The organism is Breznakiella homolactica (assembly GCF_016616095.2).
Classification (GTDB): domain Bacteria; phylum Spirochaetota; class Spirochaetia; order Treponematales; family Breznakiellaceae; genus Breznakiella; species Breznakiella homolactica.
On record NZ_CP067089.2, the window covers coordinates 1,245,473 to 1,264,280 of the forward strand.

At 53.7% G+C, this 18,808-nt stretch carries 16 protein-coding genes; 8 read left to right on the forward strand and 8 right to left on the reverse strand.

The window, feature by feature from the left end; all coding sequences use genetic code 11:
* Positions 1 to 3 precede the first annotated feature (3 nt).
* From JFL75_RS05790 to JFL75_RS05810, 5 genes are all read left to right on the forward strand, one after another.
* Positions 4 to 1,062 (forward strand): zinc-binding dehydrogenase, encoded by a 1,059-nt coding sequence (locus tag JFL75_RS05790; protein ID WP_215625742.1) that lies wholly within the window; start codon positions 4 to 6, stop codon positions 1,060 to 1,062.
* 4 nt (positions 1,063 to 1,066) lie between these two features.
* A complete protein-coding gene (locus JFL75_RS05795; protein WP_215625743.1) occupies positions 1,067 to 2,032 on the forward strand; it encodes a Gfo/Idh/MocA family protein in 966 nt (321 codons plus the stop codon).
* 13 nt (positions 2,033 to 2,045) lie between these two features.
* A complete protein-coding gene (locus tag JFL75_RS05800) occupies positions 2,046 to 2,693 on the forward strand; it encodes a bifunctional 4-hydroxy-2-oxoglutarate aldolase/2-dehydro-3-deoxy-phosphogluconate aldolase (RefSeq protein ID WP_215625744.1) in 648 nt (215 codons plus the stop codon).
* 13 nt (positions 2,694 to 2,706) lie between these two features.
* Complete coding sequence (locus JFL75_RS05805) at positions 2,707 to 3,741, forward strand: sugar kinase (RefSeq protein WP_215625745.1); 1,035 nt, start codon at positions 2,707 to 2,709, stop codon at positions 3,739 to 3,741.
* 178 nt (positions 3,742 to 3,919) lie between these two features.
* Positions 3,920 to 6,766 (forward strand): response regulator, encoded by a 2,847-nt coding sequence (locus tag JFL75_RS05810; protein ID WP_215625746.1) that lies wholly within the window; start codon positions 3,920 to 3,922, stop codon positions 6,764 to 6,766.
* 95 nt (positions 6,767 to 6,861) lie between these two features.
* Here JFL75_RS05810 and JFL75_RS05815 read toward each other — a convergent pair whose 3' ends face one another.
* The 7 genes from JFL75_RS05815 to JFL75_RS05845 are packed head-to-tail and all read right to left on the reverse strand — an operon-like array spanning position 6,862 to position 15,108.
* Positions 6,862 to 8,064 (reverse strand): dipeptidase, encoded by a 1,203-nt coding sequence (locus JFL75_RS05815; protein WP_215625747.1) that lies wholly within the window; start codon positions 8,062 to 8,064, stop codon positions 6,862 to 6,864.
* A gap of 15 nt (positions 8,065 to 8,079) precedes the next feature.
* Positions 8,080 to 9,690: an ABC transporter substrate-binding protein gene (locus JFL75_RS05820; protein WP_215625748.1), complete on the reverse strand. Its 1,611-nt coding sequence runs from the start codon at positions 9,688 to 9,690 to the stop codon at positions 8,080 to 8,082.
* Between the two features lie 27 nt (positions 9,691 to 9,717).
* The gene (locus tag JFL75_RS05825; protein ID WP_215625749.1) at positions 9,718 to 11,331 is read right to left on the reverse strand and encodes an N-acyl-D-amino-acid deacylase family protein; all 1,614 of its coding nucleotides are present in this window, start codon (positions 11,329 to 11,331) and stop codon (positions 9,718 to 9,720) included.
* 10 nt (positions 11,332 to 11,341) lie between these two features.
* Positions 11,342 to 12,178 carry an ABC transporter permease gene (locus tag JFL75_RS05830; protein ID WP_215628725.1) on the reverse strand — a complete coding sequence of 279 codons (837 nt, stop codon included), beginning with the start codon at positions 12,176 to 12,178 and terminating at the stop codon, positions 11,342 to 11,344.
* A 9-nt stretch (positions 12,179 to 12,187) separates the two neighbouring features.
* Positions 12,188 to 13,141, reverse strand: a complete 954-nt coding sequence (locus JFL75_RS05835; RefSeq protein ID WP_215625750.1) for an ABC transporter permease — start codon at positions 13,139 to 13,141, stop codon at positions 12,188 to 12,190.
* Positions 13,142 to 13,143: 2 nt separating this feature from the next.
* A complete protein-coding gene (locus JFL75_RS05840; protein WP_223292774.1) occupies positions 13,144 to 14,127 on the reverse strand; it encodes an ABC transporter ATP-binding protein in 984 nt (327 codons plus the stop codon).
* Positions 14,128 to 15,108, reverse strand: coding sequence for an ABC transporter ATP-binding protein (locus JFL75_RS05845; RefSeq protein WP_223292775.1), 981 nt, complete (start codon positions 15,106 to 15,108; stop codon positions 14,128 to 14,130).
* Positions 15,109 to 15,375: 267 nt separating this feature from the next.
* Between JFL75_RS05845 and JFL75_RS05850 the strand changes: the two genes are divergently transcribed.
* The 3 genes from JFL75_RS05850 to JFL75_RS05860 all read left to right on the forward strand — a co-directional run bounded on the left by JFL75_RS05850 (position 15,376) and on the right by JFL75_RS05860 (position 18,399).
* Entirely contained in the window at positions 15,376 to 16,044 is a 669-nt protein-coding gene (locus JFL75_RS05850) for a TetR/AcrR family transcriptional regulator (RefSeq protein WP_215625751.1), read from the forward strand.
* Positions 16,045 to 16,129: 85 nt separating this feature from the next.
* Positions 16,130 to 17,185, forward strand: a complete 1,056-nt coding sequence (locus JFL75_RS05855; protein WP_215625752.1) for a DUF4097 family beta strand repeat-containing protein — start codon at positions 16,130 to 16,132, stop codon at positions 17,183 to 17,185.
* Positions 17,182 to 18,399, forward strand: a complete 1,218-nt coding sequence (locus JFL75_RS05860) for an acyltransferase family protein (RefSeq protein ID WP_215625753.1) — start codon at positions 17,182 to 17,184, stop codon at positions 18,397 to 18,399. The genes JFL75_RS05855 and JFL75_RS05860 overlap by 4 nt, the downstream gene beginning before the upstream one ends.
* Here the strand turns inward: JFL75_RS05860 and JFL75_RS05865 are convergent.
* On the reverse strand, positions 18,396 to 18,806 hold the full coding sequence (locus JFL75_RS05865; protein WP_215625754.1) for a hypothetical protein: 411 nt from the start codon (positions 18,804 to 18,806) through the stop codon (positions 18,396 to 18,398). The two genes, JFL75_RS05860 and JFL75_RS05865, sit on opposite strands and share 4 nt — an antisense overlap.
* Positions 18,807 to 18,808 lie beyond the last annotated feature (2 nt).

Sequence of the window (18,808 nt, forward strand, 5' to 3'; positions counted from 1 at the left end):
CTTATGTCGGACAAAAACAGAAAAGTAGCTGCCGTCTGCGATGACGGATCCATCCGGCTCGTCACCGAGCCGGTCCCCGAGGTTACCCCCGGTACCGTGCTGGTCAGGGTTTTCGCCTCCCTGGTCAGCCCGGGAACCGAGCTCGGCGGATGGAAGAATCTGCTTAAAAAGAAGGAAAGCGGCAGTCCTCCGGGAACACCCAGAAAATTCGGGTACTCCAACGCGGGTATCGTGGAACGCACCGGCGCGGGGGTAACGAAATTCAAACCCGGCGACAGGGTCGCGTGCATCGGATACGGTTTCGCCCTGCACACTGACTTTGCGGTAGTTCCCCAGAATCTCTGCGTGCCACTGCCGGACAATACGAGTTATGAGCAGGGTTCTTACGCGATGCTTCTCGCCACGGCCATGCAGTCCCTGCGGCGGTGCGAGCCGGAATTCGGTGAGCGGGCCGCGGTGGTCGGTCTTGGACTCGTGGGACAGCTTACGGCGCAGCTGCACCAGCTTGCCGGAAACGCGGTCATCGGCTGGGCCCGGCATGAGCTCCAGATTGAAGCGGCGAAAAAATGGGGAATCGACGCAGTGGTAAACACGAAAACCGCCGACCCTGTTCCCGAGACCCGCCGGTTTACAAAAGATTACGGCTTGGACACCGTGGTTCTGGCATTCGCGGGTCCCGCCGGAGACGCGTGGAAACAATGCTGCGACTGCTTCAAGAAAACCCCCGACGGGCATCTCATGGGAAAGGTCGTTATTGTCGGCGGATCAGGCGTTGAGCTGGCGTGGATACCCGCCAACATAGATATCCGTATCGCGGCCAGGACCGGCCCAGGATACCATGACGACGACTGGGAACTGGGCAAGGATTATCCCCCGGTTTTCATGCGCTGGACGACCCAGACAAACCTTGAACTCTGCATGGATCTTCTGGATTCAAAAAAAGTGAACACCGAAGCCCTGACCACCCACCGGATTCCCCTGGCCGGCGCGGAAGAAGGAATAAACCGTATTATCCGGGAACCGGACAGGATTCTCGGTCTTGTTTTTACCAATGAGGAGTGACAGCGTGAATACCCGAATTTGTTTTATCGGCGCCGGAAAAATGGCGAACATGGTTCATTACCCTTCGGCGGCGAGCTTTAATGATGTTGACATCGCGGGAGTCTGCGACCTGGATGAAAACCGGCTCAAGGAAACCGCGGATCAGTACAATATCAGGAACCGGTATTCCGATTACCGGAAAATGATCGACACGGAAAAACCCGACGGAGTGTACGCCATCGGGCCGTCAAATTATATGTACGATATCATCCGCTGGTGCATCGAACAGAAACTTCCGGTGTTCTGCGAAAAACCCCTGGGACTCAATTACCATCAGGCGCAGATGCTGACGGAGCTGGCCGAAAAGAATAAAGTCATAACCCAGGTAGGCCACCAGCGCCGGTCCAGTCCGATCCTCGGAAAAATGGCGGAACGGTGCAGAACCCACGGACCGGTCAGCCACGCGGTATGCGAATTCTATAAGTTCGATATGAATCCCATGTACGGAGCCTGTGACCATATCCATGACGACTGTTCCCATTCGGTGGACACCATCCGATGGATCTGCGGCGGCGACGTCACCGGAGTGGAAAGCACCTGCAAGAGAATCGGCACCCCGGATATCAACTGGGTCCAGTCGGTCCTGCACTTTGACAACGGCTCCACCGGAATTATCATCAACAGCTGGGCCAGCGGCCGCCGGGTATTCCGGCTGGAGCTGCACTCCCCCGGAATTTACGCGGACGTGGAAATAGAAAACAAAGCGTATCTCTACGAAAACGGAAATTACGAAGGCGAGGTTTTTGACGCCAAGGAAGTAAGCGGAAGTGATGAATTCTTCATTTACGGCGGCTTCCAGAAAAAAAGCAGGGAGTTTATTGATTCAGTTCAGTCGGGAACGGAGAGTACATCCTCACCGTTCAGAGACGTGCTGAAGACCATGAAAGTGATAGAGACAATCACCGCCCAGACCCTGACGCAGGGTATTTGACCAAGGAATAACCATGGAACGGAAGGAACAGTTTTTACGCATCTTGGGGGAAACAAAAATCATTGCCGTGGTGAGGACCGATTCGCAGAGCGATATGGTCCCGGTAATGCATGCCCTGTATAAAGGCGGAGTCAAGATCATTGAAATAACTTCCACGAGCCCCAATTATCTGGAGACCATCGGTTCCCTTAAAAATGCCTTTGGTGATTTTGATGACGTCTTTATCGGAGCGGGTACCATCCTCGATGCCGCCATGGCCGGGGAAGCGGTTTCCCGGAGAGCCGATTTTATTGTCAGCCCGGTGTTTGAAAAAGATGTCGTTGCAGGCTGCCGGGACAAAGGGATTCCGGTTATGGCGGGATGCATGACTCCGACCGAGATTTACGCGGCATGGAAAGCCGGCTCCGACGTGATAAAAACCTTCCCTGGGGGAATCTGCACACCGGGGTTCTACCGGGATCTGGCGGGACCTTTTCCGCAGATCAAAATGATGCCCACGGGAAACGTAAACACAGAAACCGCGCCGGAATACATACGGGCCGGCGCCGTGGCGGTGGGAATCGGGAAAGCCCTGGTAAACAAGGACCTCATTGCCCGGGGATCGTATGCGGAAATAACCGGAAACGCCGAACGGTATTCCGCGCTGCTTACAAAAATATAATCCGGAGCTAACCATGGATACGGGACAGAAGAACATTGTTTTATTCGGAGAGCTGCTGCTTCACCTGGGAACAAAGGGCGTTGAGCGGATACTCCAGGCAAATGAATTCGAAATACGCTTTACCGGCGCCGAGGCCAATGTCGGGGTATCCTGCGCCAATTACGGCATGGGGGCCTACGCTGTAAGTAAAGTACCCGAAGGGGATATCGGCCAGGCATGCCTCAGTTATCTGAACCGTTTCGGGCTGGATACGTCCCTGGTAGCCCGGGGAGGCGAACGGCTCGGCCTGTTTTATTCGGAAACCGGCCATTCCCAGCGGGCATCCAAGGTTATTTACGACCGGGCCCACAGTTCATTTTCCGAAATACACCGGGGCGAATTCGACTGGGAGAAGGTTCTCGCGGGAAAACACTGGCTCCATTTCTGCGGCACCGCTCCGGCCCAGGGAGAAGAAGTTGTTTCAGTACTGATCGAGGGGCTTAAAGCCGCGCAGTCAAAGGGCATCACGGTCAGCGTTGATTACAATTACCGCAGCAAACTCTGGGACCGTGATACCGCCCGGGCAGTGATGGAGCGGCTCATGCCCTATGTGAATATCGGCATCGGAAACGAGGAAGACTGCGAAGCCATGTTCGGTATCAGCGCTGAAGGAAGCGACTATGGAACGGGAACGATTAATACCGATTCTTATGAAATTGTCGCGAAGAAGATGGTGGAAAAATTCGGCCTTACATGTCAGGCTATAACCCTGCGGGAAAGCATATCCGCGAACCGCAACGGCTGGTCCGCCATCGTTCATGACGGAAACGACTGTTACCGGAGCCGGAAATACACCATTGATATCATCGACCGCATCGGCGCCGGAGACTCCTTTTCCGGAGGATTTATCTACTCCGTTGCGTCCGGGAGCGGCTTTCAGGATGCCCTGGAATTCGCCGCGGCGGCATCATGTCTTAAGCATACCATCCCCGGGGATTTTAATCTTGTCTCGAAAAAGGATGTAGAAGCCCTTATCGGCGGAAACGCCACCGGGAGGGTCCAGCGGTAAACATATCTCCTACCGGTAAAAACATACCCTATTGACGCAGCCCGCGGGCTGCGTTTTTTTCCGCAAAATTTCCCTGACTGATATGGTAAGATAGTCATTTTGTGGTAGAATTACAGAACCGGGAAGACCGCGGTACTCCCGGGATGACATTATTCTTATTTTGCTGGGGTAATCAGGGATGCCTGAAAACAACGTTGACATAAGCCAGTCACTGGACAACCTTACGGAAATTCTCAACGGCATGGATTCATACGTCTATGTCACTGAACTTGGAACCGATAAAATTCTCTATATCAATGAAAAGCTCGCGGCCCAATACGGAGCGAAGGTTCCGGATGTTATCGGAAAAGTATGCTGGCAGCTGCTGCCCACGGGACAGACCGGCCGCTGTTCATACTGTCCGCTGGAGAAATTAGAAAAATACCCCGATAAAGTAGTTTCCTGGATACACTCAAGCAAAATCACCGGCGTTCACTACCGCAAGACCGACAGGATTATTTCCCTGGGAGGGAAAAAGGTCCATCTGCAGTACGCGGTGGACATCAGTGACCTTATCACCGCGGAAGAAGCGCTTAAAAAACAGCTGGAACAGCAGGAACTGATGACCGCTGTTTCCCAGAGTTTTATCTCCACCGATGATACTCCGGTTCTGGTTGAACAGGCGTTAAATCTGGTGGGAAACTTTATGAATCTCAGTAAAATAGTGATCGCCGGACTGGATGAGAAAAAAGAGTTCCTGAGCCGGCGGTTCGGGTGGGCCAATAATTCGGCGGGGGTTACCCTCGGGCAAAAGCTCCAGATGCCCTTCCTTCCGGGCAATATTATTTACGATACCTTTGTCGAAAAAATGCAGCCCCAGGTTGTCTGCAATGATACCGAGGGCTACCGGGATTTCGAATACCTCGCCAAATTCGGGGTAAAGGCGTTCATCATAATTCCCATTTATATAACCGGAAAATTCTGGGGTACCATCACCGTGGACGACTGTGTCAGCGCCCGGGAATGGGACTACAGCGATATCAATCTTGTCCGTCTTATCGGCAGTGTTATTTCCGAGCTGATCAGCCGGGGTGAAACCGAAGAGGAACTGCTCCAGATGTCCTCCATCGTGGACAGTTCACCCCAGTGCATTGCCTTTGTAAAGGAAGGCGGGATTCCGGTATACGTCAACCAGGGGGCCGTGGACCTGACCGGCTACTCCAGGGAAGAGCTGCTCCGGGGAGGACTGTACAGCGTTTTTGATGAGGAAACCAGCAGGAGAATCCGGGATGAAATAAAACCCGCGGTGCTCCAGGCCCGGGAAAATTCCTTTGAAGTCTCCATGATCCGCAAAAACGGTGAAGTGCGGACACTCCTGGTGGTGTGTTACGCCATGTCGTCAAAAGTACGGGGCCTCGGTATTATCGCTACGGATATAACCGAGAAACGGCGCCTCGAACGGGAACTGGTCAAAGCCAAGGAGCAGGCTGAACAGGCAAACCTGGCGAAAAGCAATTTTCTCTCCCGCATGAGCCATGAGATGCGCACCCCCATGAACGCCATAATCGGCATGACCAGCATCGCCCGGCGTTCCGACAGCATGGAACGGAAAGACTACTGTCTCGACAAGATTGATTCCGCCTCCAATCATCTCCTGGGGGTTATCAATGACGTGCTGGACATGTCAAAGATTGAAGCAAATAAATTCGAGCTCTCCTATACGGATTTTAATTTTGAGAAAATGCTCATGAAGGTTATCAATGTGGTTCACTACCGCATGGATGAAAAGAAACAGGAATTCGTCGTCCGGGGTGAACGGGATGTCCCCAAGGCGCTGGTATCGGACGAACAGCGTCTGTCCCAGGTGATAACCAACCTTCTCGGCAATGCCATCAAATTCACCCCCGAAGGGGGAAAAATTTCCCTCTTAGTCAGTAATCTTTCCGAAGAAGATGGTTTCAATACCCTGCAGTTTGAAGTGCGGGACTCCGGCATCGGGATATCCGAGGAGCAGCAGTCCCGGCTGTTCCGATCCTTTGAGCAGGGGGACGGAAGCGTTTCCCGGAAATTCGGCGGAACGGGACTCGGCCTGGCTATTTCAAAAAACATCGTCGAACTCATGGGCGGCCGCATCTGGGTCGAATCGGAGCCGGAAAAAGGTTCAAGCTTTTTCTTCACTATCAAAGCCCGCAGCGGTACGGCGGTTCCCAAAAATCTTATACATCTCGGTTTAAACTGGAAGACACTTCGGGTTTTGGCGGTGGATGATTCCGTGGATGTCCGGGATTATTTCAGCAGTCTTTCGGACCTTCTGAAAATGCAGTGTCTCACCGCGGAAAGCGGTGCCGAAGCATGCAGCATCATGGAACGGGACGGTCCTTTCGATATTATTTTTGTTGACTGGAAAATGCCGGGCATGGACGGTATAGAGCTTACCCGCCGTATTAAGGCGCAGTACGGTGAAAATACCGTGGTAATAATGATTTCCGCGGCGGAATGGAATACCATAGAAGCCGAAGCCCGCCAAGCAGGGGTCGCCCGGTTCATCGCGAAACCGCTTTTTGCGTCTACCATAGCCGACTGCATAAATGAATGTCTCGGAATTCCCGCCGTACCAAAAGGCGGCGGAGAGAGAGAAACAGCCATGCAGGACCACTTTAAAGGCTGCCGCATTCTTCTGGCCGAGGACATTGAGATAAACCGGGAAATCGTCACAACCCTGCTGGAACCCACCGGGGTTGTTATCGACAGCGCGGAAAACGGAAAGGTTGCCTTTGATTTGTTTGCCCAAAATCCCGAGGCGTACGACGCGATATTCATGGACATCCACATGCCCGAAGTTGACGGCTATGAGGCGACGAAAATGATCAGGGCTTCCGGTATTCCCCGGGGAGCGGAGGTTCCTATCATCGCCATGACCGCCAATGTGTTCCGTGAGGATATTGAAAAATGCGCCGCCGCGGGTATGAACGATCACGTCGGGAAACCTCTGGATCTGGACGAAGTCATCGATAAACTCGACCGGTACATCCGCAGGAAAGAATAAACGGCACCCCGGACACCCCTCACCGCCTGCCGGCGGGATGGGATAAGATAAAAAAAGGCAGCCCCCATGGGCTGCCCTGATACCAGTGACGGATCTTACTTCCAGACTTTGCCGAGAACCCTGAGGATATTCCCGCCGGCGACTTTGCCGATATCATCGTCGCTGTAGCCGTGGGCTACGAGCCACCGGATGATATTTTTTGAGGCTTCCCGGGGATTCTCCATACCCTTTACGTGGTCTACCCGGGGATAATCATCCTCCTGGTTTTTCGTGTACCCCGTGGAAAGGAATTTCGCGAAAATCCGGTGCAGTCCCGCATGGTCCCCGAAGTTCGTGTCGGGGCCGAAGCAGACGTGATCGATGCCAACCATATTCGCCACGTATTCAAAATGTTCCATAATGGCGTCAATGTCGTGAACCCTGTGGTTATTGGTGATCGTGGTATGGGGCGCCGCCTCGATTCCGATGACACCGCCGCCGGCCGCGATGGCCTTGATCGATTCATCCGTGGCGAGCCGTTTGGAATTCCAGAGAGCCTTGGCTCCGGCGTGGGACATACATATCGGGACTTCCGAGAGTTCCGCGGCATCAATGGCGGTGAGCGGACTGGAATGGGAAACATCGATAAGCATTCCCACTTTGTTCATCCGCTTGACAACTTCCCTGCCGAAGATTGTCAGTCCCGCGTCCCGCACTTCCTTAAGACCGCTGCCCACGGCGTTCGATTCCGAATAGGTAAGACCCAGCAGGCGGATCCCGAGGCCGTACATGATGTCGATGCGGTCAACCTCGTTCTCGATCGGCATGGCACCTTCGATACAGGCGACCCAGGCCAGCTTTCCTTCTTTATGCGCCCGGTGAATGTCGTCCACCCGTTTGCAGTGAATCACAAAATCCTGGTGTGCAATGTCGCACAGACGCATCCCCAGGTCATGGACGATGTCGGTCCACTTCCAGCCGTTGTGGGAAGTGATGACGCAGGAACCATTCATCATATTGTCGAAGATACAGTCGAGGTACGATTCCGCCAGGGCTTCGTAGGCAAAGCTCTGCCGCCCCGCGTGGCGGTACGGCCGGTATTCTTCCAGGTCCACGGGATTGTAGATCGGATGCTCGTGCATGGAGATGACGATCTTTTCCCGGGCGAGCTTAAGGGAACGCTCCTCCTGTTCCGGTGTAAGGGGAACAAGGTACTCAGGTATCCGGTCTTTGGGGGTGAGTTCAAAATATTTGTAATCCTCCCCGGGGGTAAGATAATCGTAGGCTTTATAGCCGGTATAGGCTGTCTTGATTCCCATAAATTCTTCCTTTGGTTATTTGGGACTGATGTTGATCAGGGATCCCATGGTGAGGGTTCCGTTAAAGGAGAAGTAGTACGGAATGTAACCGTCAAACTTCGCGCTGTTCACGTATATCAGGTTGGGAACCCAAACACCGATGGTCGGGCACAGATCCACCACGACTTTCTGGGCTTCTTCCATGGGTTTGATCGTATCGGGAATCGACGGAGATTCCTTGGCGGCTTTAGCCCATTTCTCCAGATTGGGATCGTAGAAGTTCGCGTAATTGAGATACGCGTCCTTTCCGTAAAGGTTGTAGAAGGAATCGTAGATTACCACGATGGCGCCCCACTGGACGAACATCATCTCGTATTCCTTGGTCCGGTTCTGCCGGTCCATGTACACCTGGCGGTCCACCGGATCGAGGATCAGCTCAATTCCGGCTTTAGCGGCGTCTTCCTTGATGACCCGGACACTGCGGTCGTAATCGGAGCGGGCGCCTTCGTACATTATCCGGAGGGACAGTTTCTTCCCGTTCTTTTCGACGATTCCGTCGCCGTTGGTATCGGCGTAGCCCGCGTTCGCCAGGGCCCGCTTGGCGGCTTCGATATCAAATGCCGGGTAGTTGATATTGGACGAGGTGAATTCCTTGTATATCGGCGAGACCGATCCGGGCATGGGGATCCCGTTTCCTTCCAGGGCGAGGCGAACAATTTTCGGCCGGTCCACGCACATGGCGATTGCCCGGCGTACCGCGGGATCAGCGGCGAATTCGCTTTTCTCGCCGTTGAAGCCCATATAGGCGTAACCGGGGGACTGCATTTCGAAAAGAGAGAAGTTCCGGTCGTTCCTGAACTGGTTGGCCACCGAAGGAAGCACATGCCGCGCGGCGGTATCGATTTCACCGGTTTTGAGCGCCAGGGCAAGGGAGTTCTCATCCTTGTAAACCCGGTATATCAGCCGTTCAAGTTTCGGGGTTCCCATGTCCGCGGGCCAGTCGGGATTGCGGTCGGCGATGTAATATTCACCTTTTTTCCATTCCGACATTTTGAATGGTCCCAGACCGACAACACCGGTGGATTCATAATTGAAATTCATCGGGTCCGTAACTTTCTCAAAGATGTGTTTCGGAACGGGGCTGACCCAGTACATGATAACATCCATAAAACCTGTCTGGGGATTGTTGAGCTTGTATTCTACCGTAAGATCGTCAATGGCCCGGGCGGACGCGACATTGCTGTACCGGGTATTCTGGAACAGCTTGTATTCCATAAGATATTCGCCGGTGAACACCACGTCATGAGCCGTAAACGGGGTTCCGTCATGCCATTTGAGACCCGGCTTTACGTGAAGAATAAAAGTCTTTGAATTGTCCTTTATTTCAATATCCGTAAACAGATGGGGTTTGATCATGCCGTCGGTATCCATAAAGCCGAACCGGGGCATTACCGCTTCCATTATTGCGGACATGTTGATGTCGTTGGACGCCCAGAAGTTGAGGGTCTGAATATCCCCCAGAAGGCCGACCTTGAATTCCACCGGTTTCGCAGAACCGCCGGAGGAACCATCACCGGAGCCCCCGGCGAATCCCGATACCGCGACAGCGGAAATCATCAGGATAAGAAACATTTTTTTAAGAGCCATTTTCTCCCTCCTCTCAAGAGATAAATATTACTTATCGGTCCGGGTCAGCATCCGGCCGGAAAGTTTATTAGTCAGTCCCTGTCCGTCCAGGGCAACCGTTCCGTTTACGACCACAGCGGCGGCGCCTTCGGCCATGGTCTGGGGTTTGCGGTAGTCCGCCTCCTCCGGAGAAGGGAACCGGTACCGTTCAAGATCAATTACCGCGATATCCGCGAAATCGCCTTCCCGGAGCCGCCCTCTCCGGACAAGGCCGAAGTGGTCCGCCGGCAGACTGGTGTTGCGCCGGACGATCTCTTCCACGGAAATACCGGCGCGGCGGTACATATTCATAAAGGCCGGGAACCCGCCGTACCGCTGCAGTTCATACCAGAAGAACGGATCAAAGGGATCTCCCATAATCCGGTCGGTTCCCACGGACACATAGGGATTCGCCATAATAACGGGACTGTGGTCCCGGCCGAAATCATCCCGCACCGGACCGCCCAGCCAGAAGGTATAGTTGCTGTCGTCACCGGTCAGGTCCAGCATGGTATCCACGGGATCGGCGTCGCCCCGTTCCCGGGCAATATCAGCGATGGACCGGCCTTCCAGGGCCGGATCATCGGAAAGCACAATGTATACCTTTTCCATGTCGGTTTTGAATTTGGGGCATTCGGTGCGTATGGCCTGCCGGCCCTCAGCGGTATGGAGCGCCGCCTTGACACCCTCAACACCCTGGTCGAAAAAAGTATCCGTCAGGGCCATGATAGACTGGATCAGCTTGTCCTTGCGGTTGCAGTGGCCGGTGCTTCTGGGGATCGTATCTATCCGGATGGGAAGTCCCTCCTCGATCGCTTTGCGGGCGATTTCAAAAGCATCTTCCGCGTCCGACCTGAGATGGGAAATCTGGACCTTGACCCCGGTTTCCCGGGAGACCTTGATCATCTCCTCCACGGCTTCGTTGACACCGATCCAGTGCCGGAGATGGGCGGTAACGGTACCGCCGTATTCGGCGACGATCCGGGCGCAGTCGATGATTTCCTCGGTTTTGGCGTACCGGCTGGGAACGTAGTCCAGCCCGAAAGAAAGCCCCCAGGCACCCTGCTCCATTCCGTCCCGGATAATCCGCTCAATAGCTTTCTTCTCATCCGGTGTCGGAGGCCGGTCATGGGCGCCGTTCATCACGTACTGGCGGATGGTTCCGTGGCCCAGAAGCACCCCCAGATTGACGGCGGTTCCGGTTTTTTCCGCGGCGCTGATATACCCCCGGAAAGTATCCCACCGGGGAAAATCCCTTTTGAACGTCCGCTGATTGTCCGGCGAGATGAGGCCGTTATTGTAAAAATAATCGACGATATACGATTCATTGCCGGGACTTACCGAGTGGCCGCAGTTGCCGTTGATTGTGGTGGTAACTCCCTGCCGCAGGAACAGTTCATAGTGGTTATCGGAAAAAAGAGTCAGCTCTTCATGGACGTGGGGATCGATAAATCCGGGAATTACGGTTTTTCCCCGGGCATCAATCTCCAGTTTTCCCTGGTCCGCGATTGCCGGGGCAATGCGGGCCACCGTATCCCCGGAAACAGCCACATCCGCAATAAAGCCCGGAGATCCGCTGCCGTCGATGACGGTACCGCCCCGGATAATCAGATCGTAGTTCACAGCATCCCCCTTAGTCTCTGGACTTCGGATTGAGAGTTTCGTTGATTCCTATTCCCAGAAGGTTGAAGGAAATCACGTACACCATAATCGCCAGGGACGGAAAAATTACGAGCCACCAGGCCTGGAAATGGTGTCCCGATTTAAAAGCGTTCTGAAGTATCACACCCCAGGACCAGGCGTTGGGATCACCCAGCCCCAGATAGCTGAGGCTCGATTCAGTCAATACCGCGGTGGCCATAATAATCGTAAGATCCACCAGAACCGGCCCCGCCAGGTTGAGCAGAATGTGTTTGAACATAATGAAAAAGGTCGGAACCCCGAGAATCTTAGCCGCTTCAATATACTGCAGCTGGGAAACCCTGAGGGAGGAATTCCGGACGATCCGCGCCAGGGTCGGCCAGGAGAAAATTCCGATCACCACCGCCACGATCCGGACGCTGGCCCCGGCAAGGGCGGAAATGAGAATCATCAGCGGCAGGGTCGGGATGGTCATGGCGATTTCGATGATGCTGTCAATGAGGGAGCCGATCTTTCCTTTGAAGTACCCCGAGATAAGTCCGAAGGGAATTCCGATTACCATGGCAACCACCACGGCGGTGGCGGAAATGAACATGGAGGTCCGGGCGCCCCAGACAAGCTCCGCGAAAAGGTCGAGTCCCATGGCGTCGGTGCCGAGCCAGTTTTCGCCGGAAGGTCCGGAGAGGGGCATGGCTTCGCCGTAGCCCCGCTGGTACGGCGCGATCAGGGGCGCGAATATTCCGGTGAGCACCACCAGGGCAACACCGATAAAACCGATAACCCCGAGCCGGTGTTTCAAAAATGACTGTATAAACGTTTTTTCCCGCATCCTTATCCTCTATTGCAGTTTGATCCGCGGATCGAGCCAGGCGACTATCAGATCCGTGATCAGAGTCATCACGATCACGCTGAAGGCCAGCAGGAGAAAAGCCCCCTGCAGCAGGGGATAGTCCTGTTTCTGTACGGCGTCGTAAATCATGGTCCCCACTCCGGGCCAGGAAAAAACCGTTTCCGTCAGCACCGCGCCGGCGACCATTTTGCCGAGCATCAGTCCGGTGACGGTCACCGTGGGAATCATGGCGTTCCGCAGGGCATGGCCCCAGGTAGTGAGGCGGTCATTGACCCCTTTGGCCCGGGCCGTCCGGATATAATCTTCCTTAAGAACATCGAGCATACTGTTCCTGGTGTACAGCACAATTGAAGCGAGATACAGAATCACCAGGGTCGCGCAGGGCAGGATCAGATGCTTAAGCACATCCAGGACAAAAAACGAGGAACCGCCGGGAGTGTATGCCCCGCCCACCGGGGTCAGCCGCAGTTTGTAGCTGAACAGGTAGAGCAGCGCGAAAGCCAGCAGCGGCACGAATATTGATATCCCTATGGTAACCAGGACATTGATCAGCTGATCGAGAAATTTGCCCTTATGCTTCGCGGCGTACACACCCAGGGGGATACCGATAAGAAGGGTCAGCCCCAGGGAACTTACCATCAGGAGCATGGTCCACCAAAGCCGGTTCCCCAAAATCGAAACCACCGTATCCTTATAAAAAAAGGAATACCCCAGATCGAGTTTTAAAAGGTTCTTCAGAAACAGGAAATACTGGGTATGGATCGGTTTATCCAGCCCGAAGGATACCTTGATAGCCTCCGCGTCCTCCGGCGTCAGGGAGTCGCTGATAAACGCGGTGGTGGGGTCTCCGGGGAGAAGCCGGATTATGAGAAAGGTTATGGTCACGGCAGCCAGAAAGGTTACAACCCCTTTCAGTATCCGCAGGACAATGTATCGCAGCATGATTACCCCCTTCCCTTTTCCGCGCACAGATGGCAGCGGACGAAATGGCCGGGGGCTACTTCCCGGAGCTCAGGTTCCGTTTCCGAACAGATAGGCATCTCTTTGAAACAGCGGGTGTGGAACCGGCAGCCCTTCGGCGGATTGAGGGAACTGGGGACTTCACCCTTCAGAATGATACGTCCTTTCCGCGTCTTGGTGCTCGGTTCCGGAGAAGCTGAAATCAGGGATTCCGTATACGGATGGTACATGGTTTCAAAAAGCTGTTCCTTGGGAGCAAGCTCCATGATCTGTCCGAGGTACATCACCATGATCCGGTCGGAAATATACCGCACCACCGAAAGGTCATGGGCGATAAATATATAGGTCAGGTTGAGTTCCCGTTTGAGCCGGTTGAACAGATTAAGCACCTGGGACTGGACGGAAACATCCAGGGCGGAAACCGCTTCGTCACAGATAAGGACCTTCGGGCCCAGGGACAATGCCCGGGCAATACCGATCCGCTGGCGCTGGCCTCCGGAAAAACTGTGGGGATAGAGGTTCGCCATCTCCGGCTGAAGCCCTACCCGGAGGAGCATCTCCGAAACCGCCGACTTGGCTTCGTTGTGGCTGCGGACTTTGCCGTGGATCCGCATGGGTTCGGCGATGGCGTTTCCCACGGTAAGCCTGGGATTGAGGGATGAATAGGGATCCTGGAAAACCATCTGAAAGCATTCCCGGAAAGCCCGCAGATCCTTACCGCTGAGGGAGGTCACATCATTGCCGTCGTAGGTAATGGTGCCGTCCGTAGGGGTTTCCAGGCGGAGAATGACCCGGCCCAGGGTTGATTTGCCCGAGCCTGACTCGCCCACCACCCCGAGGGTTTCACCCTCACGGAGATCGAAACTGATATCTTCCAGGGCATGGACGTACTGCCGGGATTCGCGGAAAGTCTTTTTCTTAACCGGAAAATACTTTCTGAGATTCCGGACTTCAAGCAATACCTTCATCTACGCTCCTCCCAAAACCCAGCAGGCAATTTCGTGGTCCGGTTCAACCGTCTTTACCGGGGGAACACCCCGGGAACACTCCTCCCGCCGGTGTTCGCACCGCGGAGCGAACCTGCATCCTTCGGTAAAATGTTCAATCGTGGGGACGGTCCCGGGAATTGAGTACAGCTCATCGCTGTCCCCGGAAACCGTCGGTATCGACGCGATAAGGCCCTGGGTATAGGGATGGCTCGGATTGTCGAAAATGTGCGTCACCAAACCTTTTTCGACGATCCGGCCCGCGTACATGACGATAACCTCATCACAGGTTTCAGCCACAACCCCGAGGTTATGGGTTATCAGCATTATGGAACCCCGGGACTGGGCCTGAAGTTCCTGCATCAGTTCGAGAACCTGGGCCTGGATGGTTACATCCAGGGCAGTGGTCGGCTCATCCGCGATAAGAAGCCGGGGGCTGCAGGCGATAGCCATGGCGATCATAACCCGCTGCCGCATTCCTCCGGAAAGCTGATGTGGGTATTGGTTAATCCGTTCGCCGGGATTGGAAATACCCACCCGGGAAAGCAGATCCAGCACCGCGGAATGGATCTGCTCATCGGACATATCCTTCCGGTGGATCTTAAAAACTTCCCCGATCTGGCGTCCGACGGTATACACAGGATTAAGGGAGGTCATGGGCTCCTGGAAGACCATGGCGATGTCTCTGCCCCGGATGCTTTCCATTTCCAGTTCCGTTTTGGACAGTAAATCTTCAGAATCAAAAAAGATCCCGCCGCCCTGGACAATCGCTTCGGGAGGAAGGAGGCGCATCACCGAAAGGGAGGTCATGCTTTTTCCGCAGCCCGATTCCCCTACAACCCCGAGAACGGAACCTTCCCGGATCGTGAAGGAGAGGCGGTCGATCAGATTATAGGTTTCCCCGTCAATCCTGAATCCCATACAGTAATCTTTAAATTCCAGAATGGTATCACCCTGCTTCACCCTGTCATCTCCCGCTGATTTGCCGAATACGGTATATTTTCTTAATATTTATACAATTTTTATGCATAAATATGGTGAATAGATATATTTGATATATTAGCTTATGTCAATATATCTATGGTTACTTTTCCACTTTTTACGATATTTTTTTGGTGCAGATGCATATTTATGATTTTTTCACTCTAAAAACGGAAAAAACTTGACATTATCCATCCGCAGCGGTATTATTCAAAACGAACGAATGATTCATTTAGTAGAGGAAAAACCATGGTAGACCATAGGCTTGAAAAAATATTCCACGCCGCCAGCCGGTTGTTTATCAATCCCGGGTACGCCCAGACCCAGGTGGATCATATTGTTAAAGCCTGCGGTATTTCCGTGGGAGCGGTTTACGACCTTTTTTCCGGGAAAAAGGCGATTCTGAAATTCATCCTTAAATGTGTCCTTGATCCGGATTACATTGAACGGGATTTTGAGCTGCCCATTACTGAAGACCAGTTTGCGGGACTCGAGGATGATGTAACGGCTTTTTTTGCGGAAAAATCCCGGGCATTCGCGGAGCCCCTGAAAAACAACGCCGCGGATTACCCCTTTTCCCGGATGCTTTCCGATGCCTTTGACACAATCCAAACATACGGCGTGGGGCTCCTGATCCTGGAAAAAAACCCCAAGGTATTCGGAAAACTTTTTACGTTATACACGGATTACCGCCGGCGGTTTTTCCAGATAATTGTGGAATACCTGACCCGGTACACGGAAAACGGCACAGTCCGGCTTGTGGCGCCGCCGCAGCTGTCCGCCATGTTTATCATAGAAGCCATGACCTGGTGGGGAGTGGATATCACCTATGACTCATTTGAGCCCAGGGATGATGTATCCGCTGATACAGCCAAAGCGGTCTGCACGGACACCCTGCTCGCGGCGTATCAGCTGTAATTTTTTTGGAGCGGATCAGAACCGCTCCAAAAAATAGTCATAATTATGAACGAATTATTCGTTCATAAGAGTAAGGAGAAATACCATGAAAAAGAGACTCTCCGCGGTAATTGCACTTCTGCTGTACATTCCCGCCGCATGGATTCAGGGACAGGTGATCCAGGAAAAAATTATGCCGGTCAATTCCAGGGAAATTGACCTCAGCGAAATCCGGGAGATCCGGGTTTCGGCGGGTCGGGATACGGTTATTATCCGGGACGGCGCTTCGGAAAAGCTCATTATCAGAGAATATATGAATAAAAACAGGGAACAGTATTACGCCCGGATAGATTCCCGGGGACCGGTTCTTACCGTAAACCACGGGGCGCGGCCGGTATTTTCAGGCGGGTTTACCAGACACATGGAACTGTATCTGCCGGCGTCATTCCGGGGTACCATTGCACTGGACACCTCCGGCGGAAACATTGACAGTACCGCCGCTGTTTTAAACCTTTCCCGGTTTTCGGCCGGAACCGCTTCGGGAATTATGGAAATAGGCCTGGTCACCGCGGATTCCATCGGGCTTTCCAGCACCAGCGGTTCTATTGCCTGCGAAGGACTTTCCGGGGACACGGAGATCAGCACCACCAGCGGATCGGTCCGTATAAACAATTCCGTGCAAAACCGGAAGGAAGACCGGTTCAGGCTGACATCCACCAGCGGCCCGGCGGAACTCGGGACCATCCGCTTCGATGAGATCATCCTGAAAACCACCAGCGCGGCGATACGCTGCGGCGAACTCGCGGGCACCGTCAATTATTCCGCCACCAGCGGAACCCTGGAAATAACGGCCCTTTCGGGTTCCGGTGTTTTCCGGACCTCCGGATCGGGTTATATCACCGCTGCTTTCGGCCGGGTCAGCGGCGATATATCGGCGCACACCAGGAACGGTGAAATCCAGCTGGTACTTCCGGAGGATCTTTCTTTCAATTTCAGCGCCGAAACCCGGGAAGGCCCGGTGGATACGGATTTTCCGGACCTGCTGAAAACCCAGGGAACCCGTTCTACGGGCAGTATTGGGGATAGCCCGCGGTATACAGTGACCGCCGAAACCCGCAGCGGAGCGATCCGGATCAGGCGGGGCAATACGGAATCCCTATGAATACCGATACACGGAAATATTATCTGGACTGGCTGCGGGTTATCACGGTGGCGCTCCTGGTGCCCCACCACGCGGCCATCACGTTTTCCCATATCGGCGACGCCTATGTCCTGACCCGGGAACCGGTCAATTCACTGTATTTTTTTATTCAGTCAACGTTTTTAAATCTGTGGTTTATGCGGCTCCTGTTTTTCATCTCCGGGATTGCCGCGTTCTACGGCTTAAGGAAACGGAGCCACCGGGAATTTCTAACCGAGCGGGTAAAGCGGCTGCTGGTCCCTACCCTGTTCGGTGTCGCCCTGCTCTGCCCGGCTTCGGCGTATATGCTGGCAAAAAACACCTATGGGTTTACGGGTTCGCTGCTTCAGTTTTACCCGGTGTTTTTTTCAAACTTTGAGAAATACCTTGGATGGGGCCATTTCTGGTTTCTGGCCTACCTCTTTGTGTATTCGGTGATACTGATTGGTATCCGCAAATACTGCGGCGGAACATGCAGCCGGTACCGGGAGCGGATGGGCCGCCTGCTGTCCGCGGGGAACGGAATATTTCTTCCCATGGCGGCGGTGGTTTTTCTGGAAATGGTATTCCGGCCTTTTTATCCGGGACGCCAGAATCTCTACGCCGATTGGGCCAACGTAACGGTGTATCTGCTTTTTTTCCTTGCCGGATACGCATTCGGATCCCGGGAAGACTTCCTGGAGGCGGTCACGAAAAAAATCGGCGGGTTCGGGCTGCTGGGAGGTATTTCCGCGGGCTGCTATATTGTTCTTGCCTATATCCAATGGCGGAGCCCGCAGTACGCCGGAAGGATACATACCGCGGGTTACGGCTATGCCGCGTTTTCGGCCTTTTTCAGGGGAATCGCCGAATATTCCCTGGTGATGGTATGCGTCGGAACGGCGCGGAAGTACCTCAACCGCCGGGGGCCGGTTTTTTCATACCTTACCAAAACATCGTTCGCTCTGTATATCTTCCATTTTGTATTGCTCAGCCTGATTATGTATTTCCTCATCGGGATACCCGCGAATCCCTTTCTTCTCTACGGGATTGCCGCTGCCGGGACTTATCTCCTTTTTATCCTGGTTTTTGAATTGATCGTAAAACGGATCTCGCCTCTGCGGTTTATCTGCGGGATTAAATCCGATCCGCCGGAACAGCAAAAAAAGCCGCCCCAGCGGACGGCTCCTGAAGATCTAAGCCATGAAAAAGCTTAGGTCCTGCTTACTCCCCGGAATACTATCCACAGGGCGGAAAGCACCACCAGCTGGGGAGAAATATTCCCCAGCCACCGGATAAAATCCGGTTTGAGGAAGCCGTTAAAAAAGTACTGGAGAACGATGGTTACCGCCCAGAAAATAAATATCACCAGCAGCAGCACCGATGTGATGGGGTTAGGAAAAACATTGAAAATACTGATTATCAGCAGGAATCCCGCGATGAGTTCAATAACCGACATAACAATGGGAATAACATTGTTACCCCTGCCGAATATCTGATTCAGCCCGCGCATGAATTCCGATGTTCCCGAGCTGTAGGATGTAATTCCCGAAATGCCCAGGGCGATAAACATCAGCGCCAGGCTCAGCTGCAGACCTAAGTACGAAACGGTCAGCCTTCTCATAA

Bases quoted from the DNA above. Each gene is read 5' to 3' on its own strand.
- JFL75_RS05850 (WP_215625751.1), top strand. From the start codon at position 15,376: ATGGTAGACCATAGGCTTGAAAAAATATTCCACGCCGCCAGCCGGTTG.
- JFL75_RS05815 (WP_215625747.1), bottom strand. From the start codon at position 8,064: ATGGGAATCAAGACAGCCTATACCGGCTATAAAGCCTACGATTATCTT.
- JFL75_RS05840 (WP_223292774.1), bottom strand. From the start codon at position 14,127: ATGAAGGTATTGCTTGAAGTCCGGAATCTCAGAAAGTATTTTCCGGTT.
- JFL75_RS05830 (WP_215628725.1), bottom strand. From the start codon at position 12,178: ATGCGGGAAAAAACGTTTATACAGTCATTTTTGAAACACCGGCTCGGG.
- JFL75_RS05800 (WP_215625744.1), top strand. From the start codon at position 2,046: ATGGAACGGAAGGAACAGTTTTTACGCATCTTGGGGGAAACAAAAATC.
- JFL75_RS05835 (WP_215625750.1), bottom strand. From the start codon at position 13,141: ATGCTGCGATACATTGTCCTGCGGATACTGAAAGGGGTTGTAACCTTT.
- JFL75_RS05820 (WP_215625748.1), bottom strand. From the start codon at position 9,690: ATGGCTCTTAAAAAAATGTTTCTTATCCTGATGATTTCCGCTGTCGCG.
- JFL75_RS05865 (WP_215625754.1), bottom strand. From the start codon at position 18,806: ATGAGAAGGCTGACCGTTTCGTACTTAGGTCTGCAGCTGAGCCTGGCG.
- JFL75_RS05860 (WP_215625753.1), top strand. From the start codon at position 17,182: ATGAATACCGATACACGGAAATATTATCTGGACTGGCTGCGGGTTATC.
- JFL75_RS05805 (WP_215625745.1), top strand. From the start codon at position 2,707: ATGGATACGGGACAGAAGAACATTGTTTTATTCGGAGAGCTGCTGCTT.
- JFL75_RS05810 (WP_215625746.1), top strand. From the start codon at position 3,920: ATGCCTGAAAACAACGTTGACATAAGCCAGTCACTGGACAACCTTACG.
- JFL75_RS05790 (WP_215625742.1), top strand. From the start codon at position 4: ATGTCGGACAAAAACAGAAAAGTAGCTGCCGTCTGCGATGACGGATCC.
- JFL75_RS05855 (WP_215625752.1), top strand. From the start codon at position 16,130: ATGAAAAAGAGACTCTCCGCGGTAATTGCACTTCTGCTGTACATTCCC.